21 protein-coding genes are annotated in these 18,480 nt (G+C 39.9%); 13 read left to right on the top strand and 8 right to left on the bottom strand.

The window, feature by feature from the left end; all coding sequences use genetic code 11:
• Positions 1-11: 11 nt before the first annotated feature.
• Positions 12-1,181, bottom strand: coding sequence for an aminotransferase A (locus JJ692_RS14370; protein ID WP_024426854.1), 1,170 nt, complete (start codon positions 1,179-1,181; stop codon positions 12-14).
• A gap of 293 nt (positions 1,182-1,474) precedes the next feature.
• Here JJ692_RS14370 and JJ692_RS14365 point away from each other — a divergent pair, with 293 nt between their 5' ends.
• On the top strand, positions 1,475-2,359 hold the full coding sequence (locus JJ692_RS14365; protein ID WP_024424706.1) for a cation diffusion facilitator family transporter: 885 nt from the start codon (positions 1,475-1,477) through the stop codon (positions 2,357-2,359).
• A gap of 64 nt (positions 2,360-2,423) precedes the next feature.
• Here JJ692_RS14365 and JJ692_RS14360 read toward each other — a convergent pair whose 3' ends face one another.
• The gene (locus JJ692_RS14360; protein ID WP_162842519.1) at positions 2,424-2,576 is read right to left on the bottom strand and encodes a hypothetical protein; all 153 of its coding nucleotides are present in this window, start codon (positions 2,574-2,576) and stop codon (positions 2,424-2,426) included.
• Between the two features lie 301 nt (positions 2,577-2,877).
• Between JJ692_RS14360 and JJ692_RS14355 the strand changes: the two genes are divergently transcribed.
• The 3 genes from JJ692_RS14355 (at position 2,878) to JJ692_RS14345 (ending at position 5,835) form a co-directional block, all read left to right on the top strand.
• Positions 2,878-3,417, top strand: a complete 540-nt coding sequence (locus tag JJ692_RS14355) for an RDD family protein (protein ID WP_024424707.1) — start codon at positions 2,878-2,880, stop codon at positions 3,415-3,417.
• A gap of 125 nt (positions 3,418-3,542) precedes the next feature.
• The gene (locus tag JJ692_RS14350; protein ID WP_024424708.1) at positions 3,543-4,853 is read left to right on the top strand and encodes an MFS transporter; all 1,311 of its coding nucleotides are present in this window, start codon (positions 3,543-3,545) and stop codon (positions 4,851-4,853) included.
• 73 nt (positions 4,854-4,926) lie between these two features.
• Entirely contained in the window at positions 4,927-5,835 is a 909-nt protein-coding gene (locus tag JJ692_RS14345) for a chemotaxis protein (RefSeq protein WP_024424709.1), read from the top strand.
• A gap of 36 nt (positions 5,836-5,871) precedes the next feature.
• Here the strand turns inward: JJ692_RS14345 and JJ692_RS14340 are convergent, their stop codons facing one another.
• Together JJ692_RS14340 and JJ692_RS14335 are read right to left on the bottom strand one after the other, a co-directional pair.
• Positions 5,872-6,333, bottom strand: a complete 462-nt coding sequence (locus JJ692_RS14340) for a YkyB family protein (protein WP_008356877.1) — start codon at positions 6,331-6,333, stop codon at positions 5,872-5,874.
• Positions 6,334-6,511: 178 nt separating this feature from the next.
• Positions 6,512-7,429, bottom strand: a complete 918-nt coding sequence (locus tag JJ692_RS14335; protein WP_151863009.1) for an AraC family transcriptional regulator — start codon at positions 7,427-7,429, stop codon at positions 6,512-6,514.
• A 118-nt stretch (positions 7,430-7,547) separates the two neighbouring features.
• On the opposite strand from JJ692_RS14335, the gene JJ692_RS14330 reads away from it, so the two are divergent.
• Complete coding sequence (locus JJ692_RS14330) at positions 7,548-8,444, top strand: DMT family transporter (RefSeq protein ID WP_151863010.1); 897 nt, start codon at positions 7,548-7,550, stop codon at positions 8,442-8,444.
• 152 nt (positions 8,445-8,596) lie between these two features.
• Here JJ692_RS14330 and JJ692_RS14325 read toward each other — a convergent pair whose 3' ends face one another.
• The 4 genes from JJ692_RS14325 to JJ692_RS14310 all read right to left on the bottom strand — a co-directional run bounded on the left by JJ692_RS14325 (position 8,597) and on the right by JJ692_RS14310 (position 11,934).
• Positions 8,597-8,812: a hypothetical protein gene (locus tag JJ692_RS14325; protein ID WP_151863011.1), complete on the bottom strand. Its 216-nt coding sequence runs from the start codon at positions 8,810-8,812 to the stop codon at positions 8,597-8,599.
• A gap of 259 nt (positions 8,813-9,071) precedes the next feature.
• Positions 9,072-10,349, bottom strand: a complete 1,278-nt coding sequence (locus JJ692_RS14320; RefSeq protein ID WP_024426859.1) for an MFS transporter — start codon at positions 10,347-10,349, stop codon at positions 9,072-9,074.
• A 73-nt stretch (positions 10,350-10,422) separates the two neighbouring features.
• Positions 10,423-10,920 carry a L,D-transpeptidase family protein gene (locus JJ692_RS14315; RefSeq protein WP_034623332.1) on the bottom strand — a complete coding sequence of 166 codons (498 nt, stop codon included), beginning with the start codon at positions 10,918-10,920 and terminating at the stop codon, positions 10,423-10,425.
• A gap of 156 nt (positions 10,921-11,076) precedes the next feature.
• The gene (locus JJ692_RS14310) at positions 11,077-11,934 is read right to left on the bottom strand and encodes a metallophosphoesterase (protein WP_206533894.1); all 858 of its coding nucleotides are present in this window, start codon (positions 11,932-11,934) and stop codon (positions 11,077-11,079) included.
• Between the two features lie 138 nt (positions 11,935-12,072).
• Between JJ692_RS14310 and fadH the strand changes: the two genes are divergently transcribed.
• The 8 genes from fadH to JJ692_RS14270 all read left to right on the top strand — a co-directional run bounded on the left by fadH (position 12,073) and on the right by JJ692_RS14270 (position 18,416).
• Positions 12,073-12,837 carry a 2,4-dienoyl-CoA reductase gene (gene fadH / locus JJ692_RS14305; RefSeq protein WP_024426862.1) on the top strand — a complete coding sequence of 255 codons (765 nt, stop codon included), beginning with the start codon at positions 12,073-12,075 and terminating at the stop codon, positions 12,835-12,837.
• 64 nt (positions 12,838-12,901) lie between these two features.
• On the top strand, positions 12,902-14,122 hold the full coding sequence (locus JJ692_RS14300; protein WP_044331961.1) for an EAL domain-containing protein: 1,221 nt from the start codon (positions 12,902-12,904) through the stop codon (positions 14,120-14,122).
• Positions 14,123-14,521: 399 nt separating this feature from the next.
• The gene (locus tag JJ692_RS14295) at positions 14,522-15,418 is read left to right on the top strand and encodes a manganese catalase family protein (protein ID WP_024424718.1); all 897 of its coding nucleotides are present in this window, start codon (positions 14,522-14,524) and stop codon (positions 15,416-15,418) included.
• A gap of 184 nt (positions 15,419-15,602) precedes the next feature.
• On the top strand, positions 15,603-15,845 hold the full coding sequence (locus JJ692_RS14290) for a YkuJ family protein (protein WP_003212254.1): 243 nt from the start codon (positions 15,603-15,605) through the stop codon (positions 15,843-15,845).
• A gap of 146 nt (positions 15,846-15,991) precedes the next feature.
• The gene (locus tag JJ692_RS14285) at positions 15,992-16,507 is read left to right on the top strand and encodes a ribonuclease H-like YkuK family protein (RefSeq protein WP_024426864.1); all 516 of its coding nucleotides are present in this window, start codon (positions 15,992-15,994) and stop codon (positions 16,505-16,507) included.
• A gap of 149 nt (positions 16,508-16,656) precedes the next feature.
• Entirely contained in the window at positions 16,657-16,848 is a 192-nt protein-coding gene (gene abbA, locus JJ692_RS14280; RefSeq protein ID WP_003210802.1) for an antirepressor AbbA, read from the top strand.
• 146 nt (positions 16,849-16,994) lie between these two features.
• A complete protein-coding gene (gene cbpB / locus JJ692_RS14275) occupies positions 16,995-17,438 on the top strand; it encodes a cyclic-di-AMP-binding protein CbpB (RefSeq protein ID WP_024424720.1) in 444 nt (147 codons plus the stop codon).
• 96 nt (positions 17,439-17,534) lie between these two features.
• Positions 17,535-18,416, top strand: a complete 882-nt coding sequence (locus JJ692_RS14270) for a transcriptional regulator CcpC (RefSeq protein WP_024424721.1) — start codon at positions 17,535-17,537, stop codon at positions 18,414-18,416.
• Positions 18,417-18,480: the final 64 nt, after the last annotated feature.

The following is an 18,480-nucleotide window of genomic DNA, read 5'->3' as shown; positions in this document are numbered from 1 at the left end:
GAGCCGTTGTTTCAATCTAGCGAATGAATAGAACGTTTTTCGAGTACAAATTGTTCTAGCCGGTCAAGTCCTTCTTTCAGCGTTTCAAGTGAATAAGCGTAAGACAGGCGCACATACCCTTCGCCAAGTGGAGAGAAAGCAGAGCCTGGTACGACCGCAAGTCTTGTACTTTCTAACAGCTCCATGCAAAAATCAAAGGAACTCATCCCAAACGATTCAATGGATGGAAAAATATAAAAAGCGCCAGAAGGTTTAATCACCGGAAGCCCCATAGAAATGAGCCGATCATATACATAATCGAGTCTTTTCTTATATTGCTCTCTCATGATCAGTGCATCATCCACACCATTTGTCACAGCTTCAAGTGCCGCCTTTTGTGAGACAGCCGAGGCACAAGACACGTTATATTGATGTACTTTTAATACATGTTTAGCAATTGGAGCTGAAGCAAATAAAAATCCAATTCTCCATCCAGTCATGCTATGAGATTTAGACAGTCCATTGATGACAATGGTCTGTTCTTTTAAGAAAGAGGCAATTGAATGATGCGGCCGGTCAAATGTCAGCTCGCTGTAGATTTCATCGGATAAAATAAAGATGTCTTTTCCTTCAAGGAGCTGGGCAATTTCTTTCAATTCTTCTTCTGAAAGCGTGACACCAGTCGGGTTTGAAGGGTAAGGAAGAACCACACACTTTGTCTTTTCCGTTAGCGCATCCTCAATCAGCTTGGCATTCAATTTAAAGCCGGCATTCGTTGTGTCAATATGTACGGGCATGGCACCGCACATTCGAATGATCGGTTCATATCCGGGGTATACAGGTCCAGGTAAAATGACCTCATCGCCTTCTGTTAAAATGGTTCGAAACGCAGCATCAATTGCTTGACTTGCACCTGTCGTCACAATGATTTCTGACTCTGCATCATAATCAAGATTCACTTTCTTCTTGATATAATGCTGGATCGCTTGTCTTAGCTCTAGGAAACCAGCATTGTGAGTGTATGAGGTGAAATTCTCGTCAATGGCTGCTTTGGCAGCTGTTTTGACATGATGCGGCGTATAAAAATCGGGCTGGCCTATCGTCAATGAAACGACATCTTCATATGACGATACGAGATTTGAAAATGTTCGAATGCCTGAAATTTCAATATCCTTTACTCTTGGATTCAGCAAATGCTCCATTTCTCATCACCTTAAAAATTTATGTTTTTATCCTATTTTACCATTCACTGCATAAATGTCACCTGCGAAAGGCACTGGATATCGTTATATGTAGTCTATTCTCCTATCCATCACCGCATGAGTGATATATTAAAGAAAGAGCAACATTTATTATAGCGTAACCTCAAGAGAAAATACAGGCTGTGATGAAGATGATTAGAAAACGGCAAAACTGCGTAAACTGAAAGAACGTGAGAATCAGGGTCATGGGAATTGCTTTCATAGACATACGATCTCCTAAAGGAGGACGATAGATGGAACAATCAGCGAAGACATCGAAAATCGCGTTTCTATCCGTGCTGAGCAACACATTTGTTGTCATCTTAAAAATCATTGTGGGTCTATTAACCGGATCTGTCGCGGTTTTATCAGAAGCCATTCATTCGTTTCTCGATTTAATGGCATCGTTTATTGCATTTATTTCTGTTCGTATTTCAAGAAAGCCAGCAGATTCTAAACATCCTTATGGACATGGAAAAGTCGAAAATATTTCTGGAACGATTGAGACACTGCTGATTTTCGTTGCTGGCATTTGGATTATATACGAATGTGTTCACAAATTAATGCATCCAGAGCCAGTCAAGCTGCCTGTGCTTGGCATTGTGGTCATGCTGCTAGGCGCTCTCATCAATTTTGTTGTATCGAGGGTTGTGAACAAAGAGGCTGAGCGAGTACATTCAGTTGCCATGAAATCAAATGCACTGCATCTTTTAACGGATGTGTTTACGTCATTAGGGGTGGCATTTAGTTTATTGCTTGTGGCATTAACCGACTGGTATTTCCTAGATCCGATCATTGGAATGGTTCTGGCCCTCTTTATTATGCGTGAAGCGTTTAAACTCATGAAGGAAGCCTTCCCGCCGCTTGTTGATGCTCGGTTAACACCAGAGGAAGAACAATCAATCGAAGCGATCATTCAAGGATTTAGTCAAGAATTTATTGAATATCATGACTTTCGAACAAGGCGGTCTGGTGCCGAGGAATATATTGATTTTCATTTGATTGTAGATGGAAAGACAACGATTGAAGATGTGCACCAATTATGTGATCGAATTGAAGAGAAGATTCAGCTGGAATTTCCGCATGCACAAATCTTTATTCATGTGGAACCTGAAAGTGAAAGAAGCGCACAAACGTAAAAAAGGCGATCAACCTATTCTCAGGTTGTATCGCCTTTTTTTACGCTTCATCTATGAAATGAAATCAATATCCATAAGCAGTATCGTAGTCTTCATACCAAGAGATATAAGCTGTGTCATCATTTGACAAACCATGCTTCATATCTAAAAAATCAGCCTCGCAAATATCTTCAATTACAGTCATTTCGTTGTTCTTTAATAATACGACAGTTCCCATCATGAACACCTTTCTTTAAAAAATCCTTGACTATTGTACCATTTGAAGAATCATTGTCAACAGAAGAATGGAAACAAGACGAAAATATCACAAAATGTTAAAAAATCAGGAGGTAAAAGAACTAGAAGTGCCATGTTTTTCACAAATTTTCAGTATTTATTCACATAAATCGCTTAGATCAAACTGATCTAAAATGTATGTAAAAGTGTAAAGCTCCATTGATCTTGCTATATTCATAGGATATAATAACGAATGATTATAAGAAATTTATAGAAAACATACATAATAAAGGAGAAATAGGATGGAAACCAACATAACAGAACCACACATTCAAGAAAAGAAGCATCCTGAGCTAGCAGGTGTAGGCTATCGTTTTCTTGCACACCTTTTGGACGGTATCATTATCGGTGTACCAATTGCATTTATCATGTTTATTTTGGCGTCAGTCTTTTTTATCTCAAGCCCAGAGGCAGCAATGATGATGGATGACGACAGTTATTACTATTCTTCAACCGTCATTACGGATGAGGAGTGGGAAGCTATTATGGGACTGATCTTTTTCTATATAGGGGCAATCTTGATGGGTACCGTGGTGACATGGCTTTATTACGCCATCATGGAATCATCAAAATTGCAAGGAACACTTGGAAAAATGGCTCTCGGCATCAAAGTAACAAAAGTCACAGGCGAAAAGGTCACATTTGGCCGTGCAACTGGCCGCTTCTTTGCAAAAGGCTTTTTGTCTCCGATCTTATATATTGGCTATATCATTGCTTTCTTCACAGAAAAAAAACAAGCACTTCACGATTTGATTGCAAGTACCATTGTTGTGAAGAAATAATGAAAAAGCACCTCTGCTATATGGTAAGAGGTGCTTTTTTTTCATAGATCGCTCGTATGGAAGAGGGAAACAGCACATAAAATAGAATGATAGTGAAAAATGAGGCAGGGAAGGGAGACAATCGATTGAGAACAGGAAAAAAGACCGCACAGAAAAAAGGGGCAGGCTTTGGGCTGTTTTTGACAGCACCTGTGCTGGCCTGGGCGTTGTATGATTTTGCTAATACGATCTTTTCATCAAATATGATCACCATTTTCTTCCCATTTTACTTGCAGGAAACGATCGGGGACAGTGCGAGAATGGACCAGATCGCCAGCACCTTTATTTCTTATGCAAACGCACTAGCCAGCTTTTTTCTCGTCATTTTTACACCTTTATACGGAGTGCTGATTGATCGTACAGGGAAAAAGAAACGCTACATTACGGTGTTTACGTTCATATGTATTGCTTGTACGTTGATGATGGGGATTTTTGCTGGGATTGATTTCTCAAGTGAATGGTTTGGGCTGCCTGTTTCTTTATTAGTCGTGGTCACCTTGTTTGTGATCGCAAAGTTTTTTTATCATTCTAGTCTTGTTTTCTATGACACCATTTTGCCCGATCTTGGGACAAAGGAAGAAATCCCGCTTATTTCAGGATTTGGTATCGCCGTTGGCTATTTAGGAACACTTGTCGGTCTCTCTGTTTATTTACTTGTCGGCAATGACCAGTTTCATGAAGCATTTATTCCGACAGCTCTTTTATTCCTTCTCTTTTTTCTACCCTTTCTCTTTTTTGTAAAAGATCCTCATCCGCTGCCTCAGCGAGAGAAAAAGGCGTCTTTTTTCAGCGGGTATAAAGAGATTATTCACACGTTTAAAGAGATGAAAAAGTACAAGCCAGCTTTTATCTTTATGATTGCTTTCTTTTTTATGAATGATGCTTTACAAACAGCGATTGCGATGATGGCTGTTTATGCCAAAATCATCATTGGCTTTACTGCTGGGCAATTTATTTTGCTCTATCTTGTGTCGACCATTTCAAGTATCATTGGCTCCTTTCTGTTTGGTTATATCACAAAAGCGATAGGGGCAAAGCGATCGATTACAGTCGTGTATGTCATTTTAATTGTGGCGCTCATTCTGGCTGTGACAGCGGCAACCGAATGGGTCTTCTGGATAGCGGGCAGTTTATTCGGGATTTCACTTGGCGCAAGCTGGGGGGCATCACGAATCTTGATTATTGAACTGACACCGAAGGAAAAGCGAGGACAGTTTTTTGGCCTCTTTGCATTCTCAGGGAAGGTATCTTCCATTATCGGGCCGATCATTTATGGCTCAGTTACCCTGCTGTTTGCAGAGCACGGAAATCTCGCAAGCCGCCTTGCACTAGGGTCTTTGCTCATCCTTGCAGCGATAGGACTTGTGATTCATCAATTCGTTCGAGAGAAAGCGTAAAGAAACGTCAACTTTTTACCTATGCTGCCGATATAAAAAGTACAATCTTATATTGAAGAATAGAGGGATTTCCGTGGCTTTAAACAAACAAGAAATTTTACTTGACTCTGGTACCAATGAATTGGAAATTGTGAAGTTTGAAATTGGTGCAAATCAATTCGGCATTAACGTCATGAAAGTAAGAGAAATCATTCAGCCGGTTGAGGTGACGGTTGTACCGCACTCTCACCAAGATGTAGAAGGGATGATTAGTTTACGAGGCGAGATTTTACCAGTCATCAATCTATTTTCCTTTTTTAATGTCGAGTCAGATCAGTCAGAACAAGAGAAATATATTGTGACTGAATTCAACCAACGGAAATTTGTGTTCCATACAGGAACGGTATCACAAATTCACCGCGTCAGCTGGGAAGAGATTGAGAAGCCGACTGCACTCAATCAAGGGATGGACCGTCATTTAACGGGCATCATTAAGCTTGATGAAAAAATGATTTTCCTTCCAGATTACGAAAAAATCATTTATGATATTGAATCCGCTTCTGGTGTTGATACGTATCATATGTTTGACGGTGAGAAAGACGAGAGAAGAACAGGGAAGAAACTGTATGTCGTTGAAGATTCTCCGCTTCTCATGCGTTTATTAACAAATGAATTAACCGAAGCAGGCTATAAAAACATTGTGACCTTTGAAGATGGCAAACAAGCATATGATCATGTCATGGACCTTGTCAGCAAAGGAATCAGTGTCACAGAAGAAATTGATATGATTATTACGGATATTGAAATGCCTAAAATGGATGGCCACCGGCTAACAAAACTGCTGAAGGACAATCCTTTAACAAATTCCATTCCGATTCTTATTTTCTCTTCGTTAATCACTGAAGATTTGCGTCATAAAGGGGAAACGATCGGGGCAGATGATCAAATCAGTAAACCAGAAATTCATCAGCTGATTGAAAAAGTCGATCATTTTATTATCTAAACGAAAAAACCACTCGGTATGAGTGGTTTTTTCTGTTTAAAAATAACTTTCCCCGAGACGTTTGAAGACGGGCTTTGTGTAATGTGATTTTTGTTTTGTGGCGGCAGGTTTTTCTTTTAAACCGACATACGTTTGAAGTATTTGCTTTGCTCGGTTTAATGACATATTCGCTTTCGGATTGCGATATGATTGATTTAAATTTCCTAAGTGTGGCAAAAATTCGAAGTCTTCTTTCGTTGGTGGCAGGTGAAAATAATAATCTCCAATTTCAATCAGCACGTCGGACTGTTGTTGACTATACTTGGGATTGTTAGAGAAATGTAGGCCCACTTTTCTTCCTTTACCTTCTTGCAATAGTTTTTGCAGCGCGCGTTTTTTCAAAAGATAAAGAAACTTGGGGTTTGGTGCGGTTTTAGCATGGCGGTTAACAGTATAAATGGCTTTTGCGATGTTTTCTGCTGTAGGTTCTATGTCTTTAGTATGAGCATAATCGTCCATTTTTTCTCTCCTTTGTCTTTCGTCTTCCTGTGCTTAGTATAAATTATACGTTTTTATTAGTAAATTGCAAATAGAGTTATTGTAAAAAGCGATGGGATTCTCATCGCTTGTATTTACAATTGCCATTCATGATAGGTCTAAAACACCTTCTGCTTTTTAGTAAACAAGCTATCTGCCATCAGTTTTCCTCTACCTGTTTTATCTGGAAAAGATCCAGCTGTTTTAATTTTTTATATGCTAAAGGTGTCGTATTTTTTATTCTTTTAAACAAATTGATAAAATAGCTTGTGCTGTTGAAGCCTACTTGGTAAGCGATTTCTGTGATAGTGAGATCCGTTTCTTGAAGCAGGATGAGGCTTTGCTGAATTCTATATTCATTTACATAATGCATAGGTGATTTCTTTAAAATGTCTTTGAAGGATCTGCAGCATTCTGAGCGGCTAAGCTGTCCTGCACGAGCAATATCTTGGAGAAGGATCTTTTCATGATAATGCTGATGAATCCAATTCAGCATGTGTTTCATCCGTTCATTTTTATCGTGTTTACGCGCATCATGTTTCATTTGGAAGCCATTTTGTAATAAGCTTTTCCAAATGGTGATGAGCTGAATATTGAGTTCAAGTTCATAATAGACTGGAGTTTCATCAATTAATTGTTGAATGGTTTGAATACATTGATAAATATGTTTAGGCCAGTGATCTTTTCGGTTGAGTAAAATATAAGGTGTCTGGCTCGCATGCATATAAGGATGGACAAAAGTGGTGAATAATTCATTCGCTGTGATGAAGTAGGGAGAGACATTTAAACAAACATAAGTACATGCCGTCCCATTCGCATCTTTTGCCATGTGCAGGCAGCCACTATTGATGAAAATGCCATCTCCTTGCTTTACATATAATGTCTCTTCATTGATATGAAATTCAGCCTCACCCTCTAAAGTAAAGACAAATTGAAACTCGTCATGCCAGTGAAGAGGAATATAGCCGCTTCTATGATGACGAATTTTCGTATGATAAAGAGCAATAGGCCATGTTGTCGTGGAATGCTCCGTTAATTCTTTCAGGTTGTAGTCAATCAGAAAATGATGGTTGTGCATAATTCTCCTCAATATTCTTTTATTTTTATGTTCAATTAATATATCAATATGTAACAAAGTGAACTACTATCAACTAAACTATATTATCATGATTTGTTAAGAATTGAGGAGAATGAAAATGAATAGGAGAAAGGGCATTTTACTTGTACTCATAGGCGCCATCTGCTGGGGTGTAGGAGGAACGATTTCACAAAAATTGTTTCAGCAATATGGGATTGATGTCAATTGGCTTGTGACGGTCCGGCTGCTCATCTCAGGGGGATTGCTTTTATTTGTTCATGTGATGACAAAAGAAAAAACACATCTGATGGGTGTGTGGCAAAAGAAGAGGACAGTGATGCAAATCCTTCTATTTGGGCTCATGGGGATGCTGGCTGTTCAATATACTTATATGGCATCCATTCAACATGGAAATGCTGCTGTGGCAACGCTGCTGCAGTATACAGCCCCTGTTATGATTATCGTGTATTTGGTCATTCGCAGGCAATCAACCTTCACTAGAAGAGATCTGGTCACAGTGGTATTGGCTTTAGCGGGTATGTTTTTCTTATTGACGAATGGTTCTATTTCAACATTAACCGTTCCATTTGCGGCAGTGATTTGGGGAATATTATCGGCTGTGGCGCTCTCGTTTTATACGTTATATCCAATCAGCCTGTTAAAACAATTCGATTCTCTAGTGGTTGTCGGCTGGGCGATGCTGATAGGAGGAGGCGTCCTTAGCTTGATCCATCCTCCTTGGAAGGTTAATCTCACTCATTTACCTTTTGAAGCGTATGTCTATTTATTATTTGTGGTCATATTTGGAACGATGCTCGCTTTTTGGTTTTACATAGAAAGTTTGCAATACTTATCACCAAAAGAGTCGAGCTTAATTGGAAGTGTTGAGCCCCTTGCAGCAGTCGTTACGACTGTTTTCTGGTTAAAAGAGCCATTCGGACTTTTCCAATGGATAGGGACAGCTTGTATTGTCTATATGATTTTATTCTTGGCATTGTATCAGCCGAAAAAATGAGAGGGATGGGTGTTGAACAATAGAAGGAATGATAAGAAGAATTGACTGAATGAAATATAAATAAAGTGAACTATTAGTTCATGATAACTACCTATTTATTAAAATGGGTAGTTTCTCAAATGATATTTTTTTATATGATGTAAGCAGATGAATTATTTTGTATGAATAGAATAAGCGCAATAAAAACAACCATTAAAGTCCGTTTCATTTGTCATTTTTTTGGCTTCGCCCATGGCGCTTTCCCCATTCATATGCATGCCAATCAATGTACGGCTTGCAGCATCACCTAAAAATGCACAATCTTCTGTATGTACAACAAACTGTCCTTGTTCATTCTTTGTATGAATAAAATAGTAACTTTTTAGCATTTCTTTCACCTCCAACCTGACTATCCTACTATAAAACGTTTAATGATGTAAAGGAATTTTATTGTGAAAAACAAGAAAAAATGGATCAACAAAACAAAACGAGAAGTGCTAAATGGATGGAGGGGGTAGTAAAGCGAGGTATATGTGATTTATTTATGCATGCTCCAAACAGATTCTATGGGCAGAGGAAATGACATGAAGGATGTTTCAGCCATGCAAAAAGGACTTTCCCGAAAAGAAAGTCCTTTTTGCTATTTACTTATTGAACTCCCTGACCCTTTAGTTCACGCTGCACGTCTAAGTCGGCAGCTTCTCTGCTGAACTTTGGCAGTGTAATGAAGTAAAAAAGGAAAACGAGTAAAATAATAAAGCCCATTCCGTAATAAATATAAGAAACATTTGTGATGAGTTTTGGAAATAATACAGCAATCAGACCTAATGTCATCGATTGAGCAAACATAGTAAGCGGATCAACCCATCCTGACACACGGCCCATCAGGCGAGGGTGGACGATTCTAGGCAGCCAGCCGCCAATGACAATGTTGACTGGGCCAATGCATGTACCAATGACAAATGATGTGACATAAAACAACCATAATGTATGGGTAGAACCAAGGACAAAAATCAAAATACCTGCGACCAGAATTGGAATCGACATGAGATATTGCATCTTTACCTTCTTAGCGAGGACAGAGCCCATTAAGCTTCCAACGAGCAATCCTGCACCGATCGCAATTGTAAAGAAGGATGTATGCAGCTCAAAATGGTCCGGTGAAAGTCCATATTTCATTGTAAACATCGGAAGAACGGCAAATGCGCCATTGACTAGACCGAAAACAAAAAAGCCGAAAATTAAAGAAGCCAATAATTTATTTTTTAAAATATACAGTATGCCTTCTTTAAAATCTTTCAGAGACGTTTTAATGGTCATGCCTCTCCAGCCAGCTTGTCCATTTGGCTGACGCGCTTCAATTGGAATGTTACATGAACGAATCAGGATGCCTGAAATAATAAAGCTGACTAAATCAATTGTAATGGCACCGTGAAGACCAATCGTTTTATACATAATGGCACCGAGTCCAACGCCAAATACCATAAATAAACTAAACAGCATTTGATTTAAGCCAGCGGCTTTTGCATATTGATCTTTATTTAAAATGGCCTGAACGAGAGAAGCTTCAGCTGGATAGAAGAATTTCGTAATGGCACTTCGAATAAACAAGATCAAGAAAATGAGTGGCAGTGAATTAAAATAAATCACGATGAATAATACAATCGTCAGCCCAGCTCGTATCCAATCACAATTCTCTGCGACTTTTTTACGATCAAACCGGTCTGCGACCACACCGACCATAAAAAAGACAAAGACAGTAGGAAGAGAATACATAAGCTCAGCCAATGTGGCGTATGCGGGCTGATGACTAAAATGGTCGAGCAAATAAAAGGCAAACGCCATATTGCCTACTGTTGTCCCCATTTGCGAAGCAAGTGCCGCAAAAAAGAGACGAACAAAATTTCTGTTTTTAAAAATATCCATAAATACGCTCCTTAACCTGAAGATCCCACTTTATATCATATAAAATTTTAACCATTCGTACAATTGATTTCATCTACTGGCTAATGGTCACAGGTGTTCCGTTTGGAACGAGTGAAGCAAGCTCGATGACATTCTGATTATACATGCGAATGCATCCTCTAGAAACAGCTTTACCAATTGAAGACGGGTTATTCGTACCGTGAATGCCGTAATGAATTTTTGAGAGGCTCAGCCAATAAGCGCCAAAGGGACCTCCTGGGTTTGGCTGTCTGTTGACAATATAATAAGAACCTGTCGGTGTCATATTTAAAATTTTCCCTGTTGCAATCGGATACGAACGAATAAGCTGTGATCCAGAAAACAAAACAAGACGTTTCGTTGAAATCGAAACAAAGATGCGGTAAGGGATCGTATTAGGATCCGGCAAACCAGGAATAATGATGACCTCATTTTGTTCGGGCTCGCGAGCTTGAAGTGACGGATTTGCAGCCTTTAAGGCATCTGTTGTTGTTCGAAAATCAAGTGCTATAGAAGCAAGGGTTTCCCCGCTTTTCACCGTGTATCGAAGCACCAAAGCACACTCCTTTTACTCAAATAAAAGAAGCCGTGATGCCGTCGCTTGACATACTATATGGACGGAATCAGGCCCCGTAAGGTTTCTCCTAACATTTGTCATGAGAAAGATCTTTGATTATACATATGCAGGAGAGGGCAGTTTGGCTTCTATTTATACGCGTGATGTCAAGGTAAAAAAGGTTAACTCGGGTTTGGCTAAAAACCGAAGCGGCAGCCGTGTTGTTCCAAGTCCACGGTTGACATAGATGCGGTGCTGATCGCTGCCGTATAAACCTTCTACATATGTACGGCCGTAAGGTGCTGTGAGAATCGGTCCATAGAAAGGCAGCTGCACTTGACCGCCATGCGTATGCCCGGAAAGCTGCAAGTTAATAGGTGTGGTTTTCAGCTCTAATGCGGCATCAGGCTCATGGACGAGCAGTAATGTAAATAAATCAGTTGATACTTCCCGTTTGATCAAATCGTAATCAGGCACGCTCATCATGAGATCATCCAGTGAAGCAATCTGAATATGCGCATGATCTTTTTCTAATAGAAACACATCATTTTTACATAAAGTAAATCCACAAGCCTCCATTGTTTTCTCATAAAGCTCCACGCCAAATGGTCCGTAGTCATGATTTCCGTAGATGGCAAGCTTACCGAACGGAGCATGAAGCTTATTCAAATAAGCCTTCGCTTTTTCATGCTCTTCAGAGGATGCTTGAAAATCAACGAGATCACCTGTGAACACAATGAGATCTGGAGATGCAGCATTGATTTTCTGGACGATGGCTTCTAGATTCTTCGCAGCGAATGTATCACTCAAATGAACGTCACTAAATTGGGCTATTTTAAACTGGTCAAATGAAGCTGGAAGCTGAGCATCTTGAATGATCAGTGACACGGTATCGATCATGCGCGGCTCAATGTACCTGGCATATCCATATCCACAACTTGTAGCCAAAAAACCGAGAATACTCGCACCAGCTGCTCCTTTTAAAAATTGTCTGCGGGAAAGCTGCTTCATATAAGACTCCTTTATAAATAAAATTAAGTATAGCATCATATTTGGATAATCTCCCATATGGTGCACCGAGGGTCAATCATGATATGATAGACAATAATGAATGAATAGTCATTCAAATGACACAGAGGGGGAGAACAAATGACGAAACAAACAGTGATTGTCACAGGGGGATCAAGCGGTATGGGGAAGGCGATGGCTGCTCATTTGGCAGCTGAAGGCTGGAATGTCGTGATTACTGGTAGAACGGAAGAGACGCTGGAAAAAACGGCAAAAGAAATGAAGCAGAAGGGCGGATCGGTCGCTTATTTCCAAATGGATGTACGAAACCCAGAGGATGCTGACCAAATGGTCAAGTTTGCAGTGGATACATTTGGTGATGTCGATGCCCTCATTAACAACGCAGCAGGAAATTTTTTAGTGCCAGCAGAAAAACTGTCTCCTAACGGCTGGAAGGCTGTCATTGATATTGTGTTAAATGGTACATTTTTTTGCAGCCATGCAGTGGGGAATTACTGGATTCGTCAAAAGAAAAGAGGAAGTATGATTAACATGGTGGCCACCTATGCATGGGGTGCTGGTGTAGGCGTGGCGCATTCGGCGGCAGCAAAGGCCGGTGTGTTGTCTCTCACTCGAACGCTTGCTGTGGAATGGGGGAAGCAATATCGAATTCGCGTCAATGCGATCGCACCAGGTCCAATTGAGAGAACAGGCGGTGCAGATAAACTATGGGAATCTGAAGAGGCAGCGCAAAGAACATTAGATAGTGTTCCTCTTGGCAGACTGGGCACACCTGAGGAAATTGCAGCGCTTGCGAGCTTTTTATTGTCTGAGCATGCGTCTTATATAAATGGAGATTGTATCACGATGGATGGGGGACAATGGCTCAACCAATCACCATTTTGATTGACGATGTAAGACCTGCTTTTGATGTGGTATAATCACACAAAGAGAGAAGCAGGTGATGAAAATGGTCGATCCATTGGATATTTTAACGAATATTGAAGATGTTTTCCCGCACTATCAAGCAATATTCAGTGCGGAAGAGCAAAAAGTGATAGGCTATGAGATTCTAGGAAGAATGAAGCTTGAGTCAGAAACGGTCAGCCTAGGCTCCTTCTTTACGGATTCATCTATTCCTGACGAATATAAATTGGAAGTAGATCACAAAGTATTGACTCAAGCACTTGATCTCTTCACAACTGCAGATGACGATTTGCTCATTTTTATTAATCATGATGCCAATATCCTCATGCTGGATCATGGAGAAAGCTTTTTAGAACTTTTAAAGGAATATGAAGCACGGGGCATTCAGCTTAACCGGTTTGTTATTGAGTTTGCAGAGCATACGTTTAGCGGCGACATTGAACAGCTATACCATACGTTAACGTATTATCGTACATATGGGATTAAAATCGCCGTCTCAAATATAGGAAAAGAAAGCAGTAATCTTGACCGGATTGCCTTGCTTTCACCCGATTTATTAAAAATAGATTTACAGGCATTAAAGGCATCGGCTCCATCTCCTTCCTATGAATATGTCTTGTACAGCATTTCATTGCTTGCAAGAAAAATAGGAGCAGCCTTAATTTATGAGGATATTGAAGCAAATTTCCAGCTGCAGTATGCTTGGAGAAATGGCGGGAGATATTTTCAAGGGTTCTATCTTCATGAGCCTGCAGGAGAATTAATCGACCGAAGCCACCGAAAAGATCAGCTTAGAGAAGAATTCCAGCAATTTATTGCTCATGAGAAAAAGAAGCTGCAAGCGGTCTACGAACATTCTGAAACATTCTATAAACGAATTCATCAAGCTGTTACGACTTTAAAGAAATCGTGCGGTACAAATGATGAGCTCATTCAAAAGCTGGCACTCGAACTAACAGATTGCAGCTTCCGGATTTATATGTGTAATGAAGAAGGCTTTCAAATCACTGGAAATGTGTTCAAAAAAGAAGAAGAATGGCTGTTTCAGCCGGAGTATATCGAAAAAAACTGGAGCTGGCGTCCTTATTTCCTAGCAAATATTCTTCAAATGAGAATTAGCGGAAAAGGATTTTTCAGCGATATTTACAGTGATTTAGAAACCGGTGAGAGGATACGTACGTTTTCTTATCCTTTAGAGGGAGATATGTATTTGTTTATAGACCTTCCGTATGCTTATTTATATGAGCAAGATGGATTAATTTGAAGATGCGGCGTGAAGACAAACCCTCTCATTCGTTGTCAGTCCTATGTGCTAGTGCTCACGAATGTATAATTCGCTCCGCTCCGGTACTCGTCCTTCCTAGTCTTCAAAAGTTTTCTATCACACTGAAATGTAAACAAAAGGCAGCCTTGAAGGCTGCTTTTTTTGATAGAAAAAAGAAATAAAAAATGGTTGACAATGAAACTGATAATCATTATCATTTAGTTATAGAGAGAAGCTACTCTCTGTTCCCCAACCCCTCTATCAGATCAAGATCCAAAAAACTTGGCGCTACCCCCGCCAAGTTTTTTTTGTGCTTCAATCTTTCCCTTCATGCATAGGACAGCCCAAACCTTCCATACATCTTAAGTGATGATAGTTAGACGGTAGGAGGGAAACATCATGATCAAACGTGACACGCGGCTGCTCATTGATTTGCCAAGGCCAGATCATCCAGATGCAAATGGTGCCGCTGCTGTGCAAGAATTACTCGGCGGAAAATTCGGTGAAATGTCCACATTAAATAATTACATGTTTCAATCCTTTAACTTTAGAGGAAAACGAAAACTTAAACCGTTTTATGACCTCGTATCCAGTATTACGGCTGAAGAATTCGGTCATGTTGAGCTTGTAACCACAGCCATCAATCTCATGATTACAGGAACCACCCATGGCGGGGACCCAGATACGACGCCGATGAAGGCAGCTGTCGATAAACGAAATACACAGCATTTTATTCAAACAGCCCAAACAGGCTATCCGTTTGATTCAATGGCAAAACCTTGGACCGGAGAGAATGTGTTCTCAAGTGGCAACCTCATTCTTGATCTTCTCCATAATTTCTTTCTTGAATGCGGAGCACGTACGCACAAAATGCGCGTATATGAAATGACGGACCATCCTACAGCAAGAGAGATGATCGGTTATTTACTTGTCAGGGGAGGCGTGCATATTGTGGCATATGCAAAGGCACTTGAAGTCGCTACAGGAGTAGATGTGGGGAAGATGCTGCCAATCCCAAACCTCGACAACAAATACTTTGACTCAGCGAGAAAATTTGAAGATCAGAATGTTCATACAAAGCTGTATACATTTAGTGATACGGATTACAAGGATATCAATAAAATTTGGAAAGGGAGCCATCCGATTGATGGAAAGCCGCTGACAGTCATTGAGGGCACCCCGCAAGGTGCACCTGTGCCAGATTATAGAGAATTACCGGAAGAGTTTGCTCCAGGCATTTCAAAAGAGGATTTTGATGAAATTGCGAAACGGCTGATGAGATCTGCTGGTTTATAAAAATCATGGTGCATGAGATGAGAAAAAAGACTCAAACTAAAAAAACAGATTCTTTTTCTTTTTTTGAATTCAAGAGGAAAAATATCATCTGAGAACACTTTATGGTATGATGCTTTGTAGGACTTGTGTATAATCAATACGGGTTCATCTTGAGTTGTTTTTTTGAAAGGAGTCTTTTTTTAGAATGTCACAATTAATGGGTATCATTACAAGGCTGCAAAGTCTTCAAGAGACAGCAGAAGCTGCAAACGAGCCGGCACAGCGTTATTTCGAAGTGAACGGTGAGAAAATCTGTAGTGTTAAGTATTTCGAAAAGAATCAAACGTTTGAATTGACTGTTTTTCAACAAGGGGATAAGCCAAATACTTTCCCATTTGACAACATTGATATGATTTCGATTGAGATTTTTGAGCTTCTACAATCCTAAGCTGAATCGTATGAAATGTTTTTTCTGAGGATTCCTTCGTTTATTGCGGCAGCATACATGGATCATCATAGATGATATGTACAAATGGAAGATGATCAATCAGCGCATTTTTCGGATAAGAGACCATTAAAAAGGAGTTCCTTTCTGTGAGTGATTCTTTTTTCTACAATCTTTCTGAAGATCATTTAGCGTTTTCTGATGTCGTCATGAGAATGAAAGACTTTATTCGAAAAGACCCTAGATCCGCCTATGTGTTATCAATTGGTACGGACTCTCAGGTCAATCAAAATGTCACAACATTTATGACTGCAATTCATCTCCACCGGATTGGCAAAGGAGCATGGGGCTGTCTCACACAACAAGTGATCGAGAGGCCTGTGCAAAGTCTTAGAGAAAAAATTTCATTAGAGACAGCGTTTAGCCAAAAGGTATGTGCAGACATCCTTGAGGGGCCTTTAACAGAACTGATGGATTTGCTTCTTCCGTTTGCTGAGGAAGGGGCAGACCTTCGTTTTGAAGCCCATCTGGATATTGGCAAAAAAGGAAGTACGAAAGAGCTGATTCAGGAAATGACCGGAATGATCACAGCTATGGGAATTGAAGCAAAAATAAAACCCGACTCATATGCAGCATTTTGCTATGCCAATCGATACACAAAATAAATTCCGTCATTTTTCTCCAAACCTTGTCGAAACGTGCGGTTGACGATTCGATTCTAGTTCCTTATTCTAGCTGTATAGAGAGGAAGCAGACATTCAAAAGCCTGCTAATCAATATAAAAGCATATATGAAACAGGGGGCCTGATGTTGAATGAGCGTCATCGAAAATCGTTTTAATGAAGAAGAGAAAAAGCTATTATTAAACGTATTGCTGAATCAGGAATATGCTGTCGAATTACTAAGCAGTGAGATCAATGATATAGAATGTGGAACAAAAAATGTCGACGACAATACGTATAAGCAATTGATCACATTGTATGACAGGGTAAGGTTTGAGAATTAATATTGGTTTAACATTCTATTAGATACTCGGGGGCTGAGTATCTTTTTTATGCAGAAAAAATCTTTCGACAAAATTCGTTTTAGTTTATGCTTAATCGTAATGGGGAATGTATGATTGATGATTGAGAGAAAAGGGGTCGAAGAAACATGATAGAGATAGAACCGACTCAATTGCTTGAGTCCACAGTAGCCGAGCATATGATTGATGCAGATAAAGTCGCACATGTTCAAATTGGAAATAACCTTGAGCATGCCCTATTGGTTCTAACAAAAACAGGATATACAGCTATACCGGTATTAGACGCTTCTTATCATTTACACGGGTTAATTGGAACGAATATGATTATGGATAAAATCTTCGGTTTAGAACGAATCGAATTCGAGAAGCTCGATCAGTTGAAGGTTGAAGAAGTCATGCTGAAGGATATTCCGAGACTTAAAACAACAGATCCTGTACTAAAAGGCGTTCACGCTGTGACGAATAATGGATTTGTTTGTGTAGAAAATGAGGAGCAGGTCTTTGAAGGCATTTTTACTCGACGAGTTGTATTAAAGCGCTTAAATGAGGTCATTCATTCCGCAAAAAAATGAGCTGCAGCCCAGCTTATTTTTTTTGCCTTCATAAGTTAAAATTTATATAATGAGCATATAAAATAAGAAAAACTTATAGAGAGAAAGGGGACGCCCATGCAGCTTCAGGAATTACATATGCTTGTTGTGCTAAGTGAAGAATTGAATATGAGAAAGGCTTCAGAGCGGCTCTTTGTCTCTCAGCCTGCATTATCTCAAAGATTGCAGACGATCGAAAAGGAATGGGGAACCAAAATCTTTTTTCGTTCACAAAAGGGGCTGACTGTGACCTCGGCAGGTGAACAGATTATTCAATTTGCAAAAGAGGTGACGGTTGAACAGGATCGAGTGAGAGAGCGAATTGATGAACTTGAGGGTGATATTCACGGTACACTCAAGCTTGCGGTGGCGTCGATTATTGGACAGCACTGGCTGCCAAAGGTGTTAAAACGGTATGTTGAAAAATATCCAAATGCCAAAGTATCACTCGTTACTGGCTGGAGCAGTGAAATGCTCAAAAGCTTGTATGAAGACCACGTGCACATAGGAATCATTCGCGGTAACCCTGATTGGAAGGGGACAAAGGAATACTTGATGACAGATCATTTATATTTAGTCGATTCCGTGATCAAGGACGTAGATGAATTAATCAAGACAGAGCGGCCATTTATCCAATTTAAAAGCGACAGCACGTATTATCAGGAAATCCAGCACTGGTGGCACCAAAAGTTTAAAGTGTCTCCAAAGCAGACGATTTTAGTAGACCAAATTGAAACATGTAAACAAATGGCCTACCACGGCATCGGCTACGCCATTTTGCCTTCTGTTACCTTATATGACCACGAAAAAAGTGTTTATAAAACACCGCTTGTTGATGTGAACGGAGAGCAAATCGGCCGTGACACATGGCTGCTAGGCTATGAAGCGTCTTTTCAGTTAAAACAGGTACAAGCATTTGTTGGTGTGGTTAAAGAAATGCTTGAGAATGATGCCGTCTAAGTGCCTTCTTGGAAGAAAGAAGGTGCTTTTTTTTAAGACCTTCGACTTCATACACTATTTGAGG

The organism is Bacillus sp. 3a (genome assembly GCF_017161885.1).
Classification (GTDB): Bacteria; Bacillota; Bacilli; order Bacillales; family Bacillaceae; genus Bacillus; species Bacillus safensis.
The sequence above is the reverse complement of the archived record's forward strand: the minus strand, read 5'-3'. Positions and strand labels throughout refer to the sequence as shown.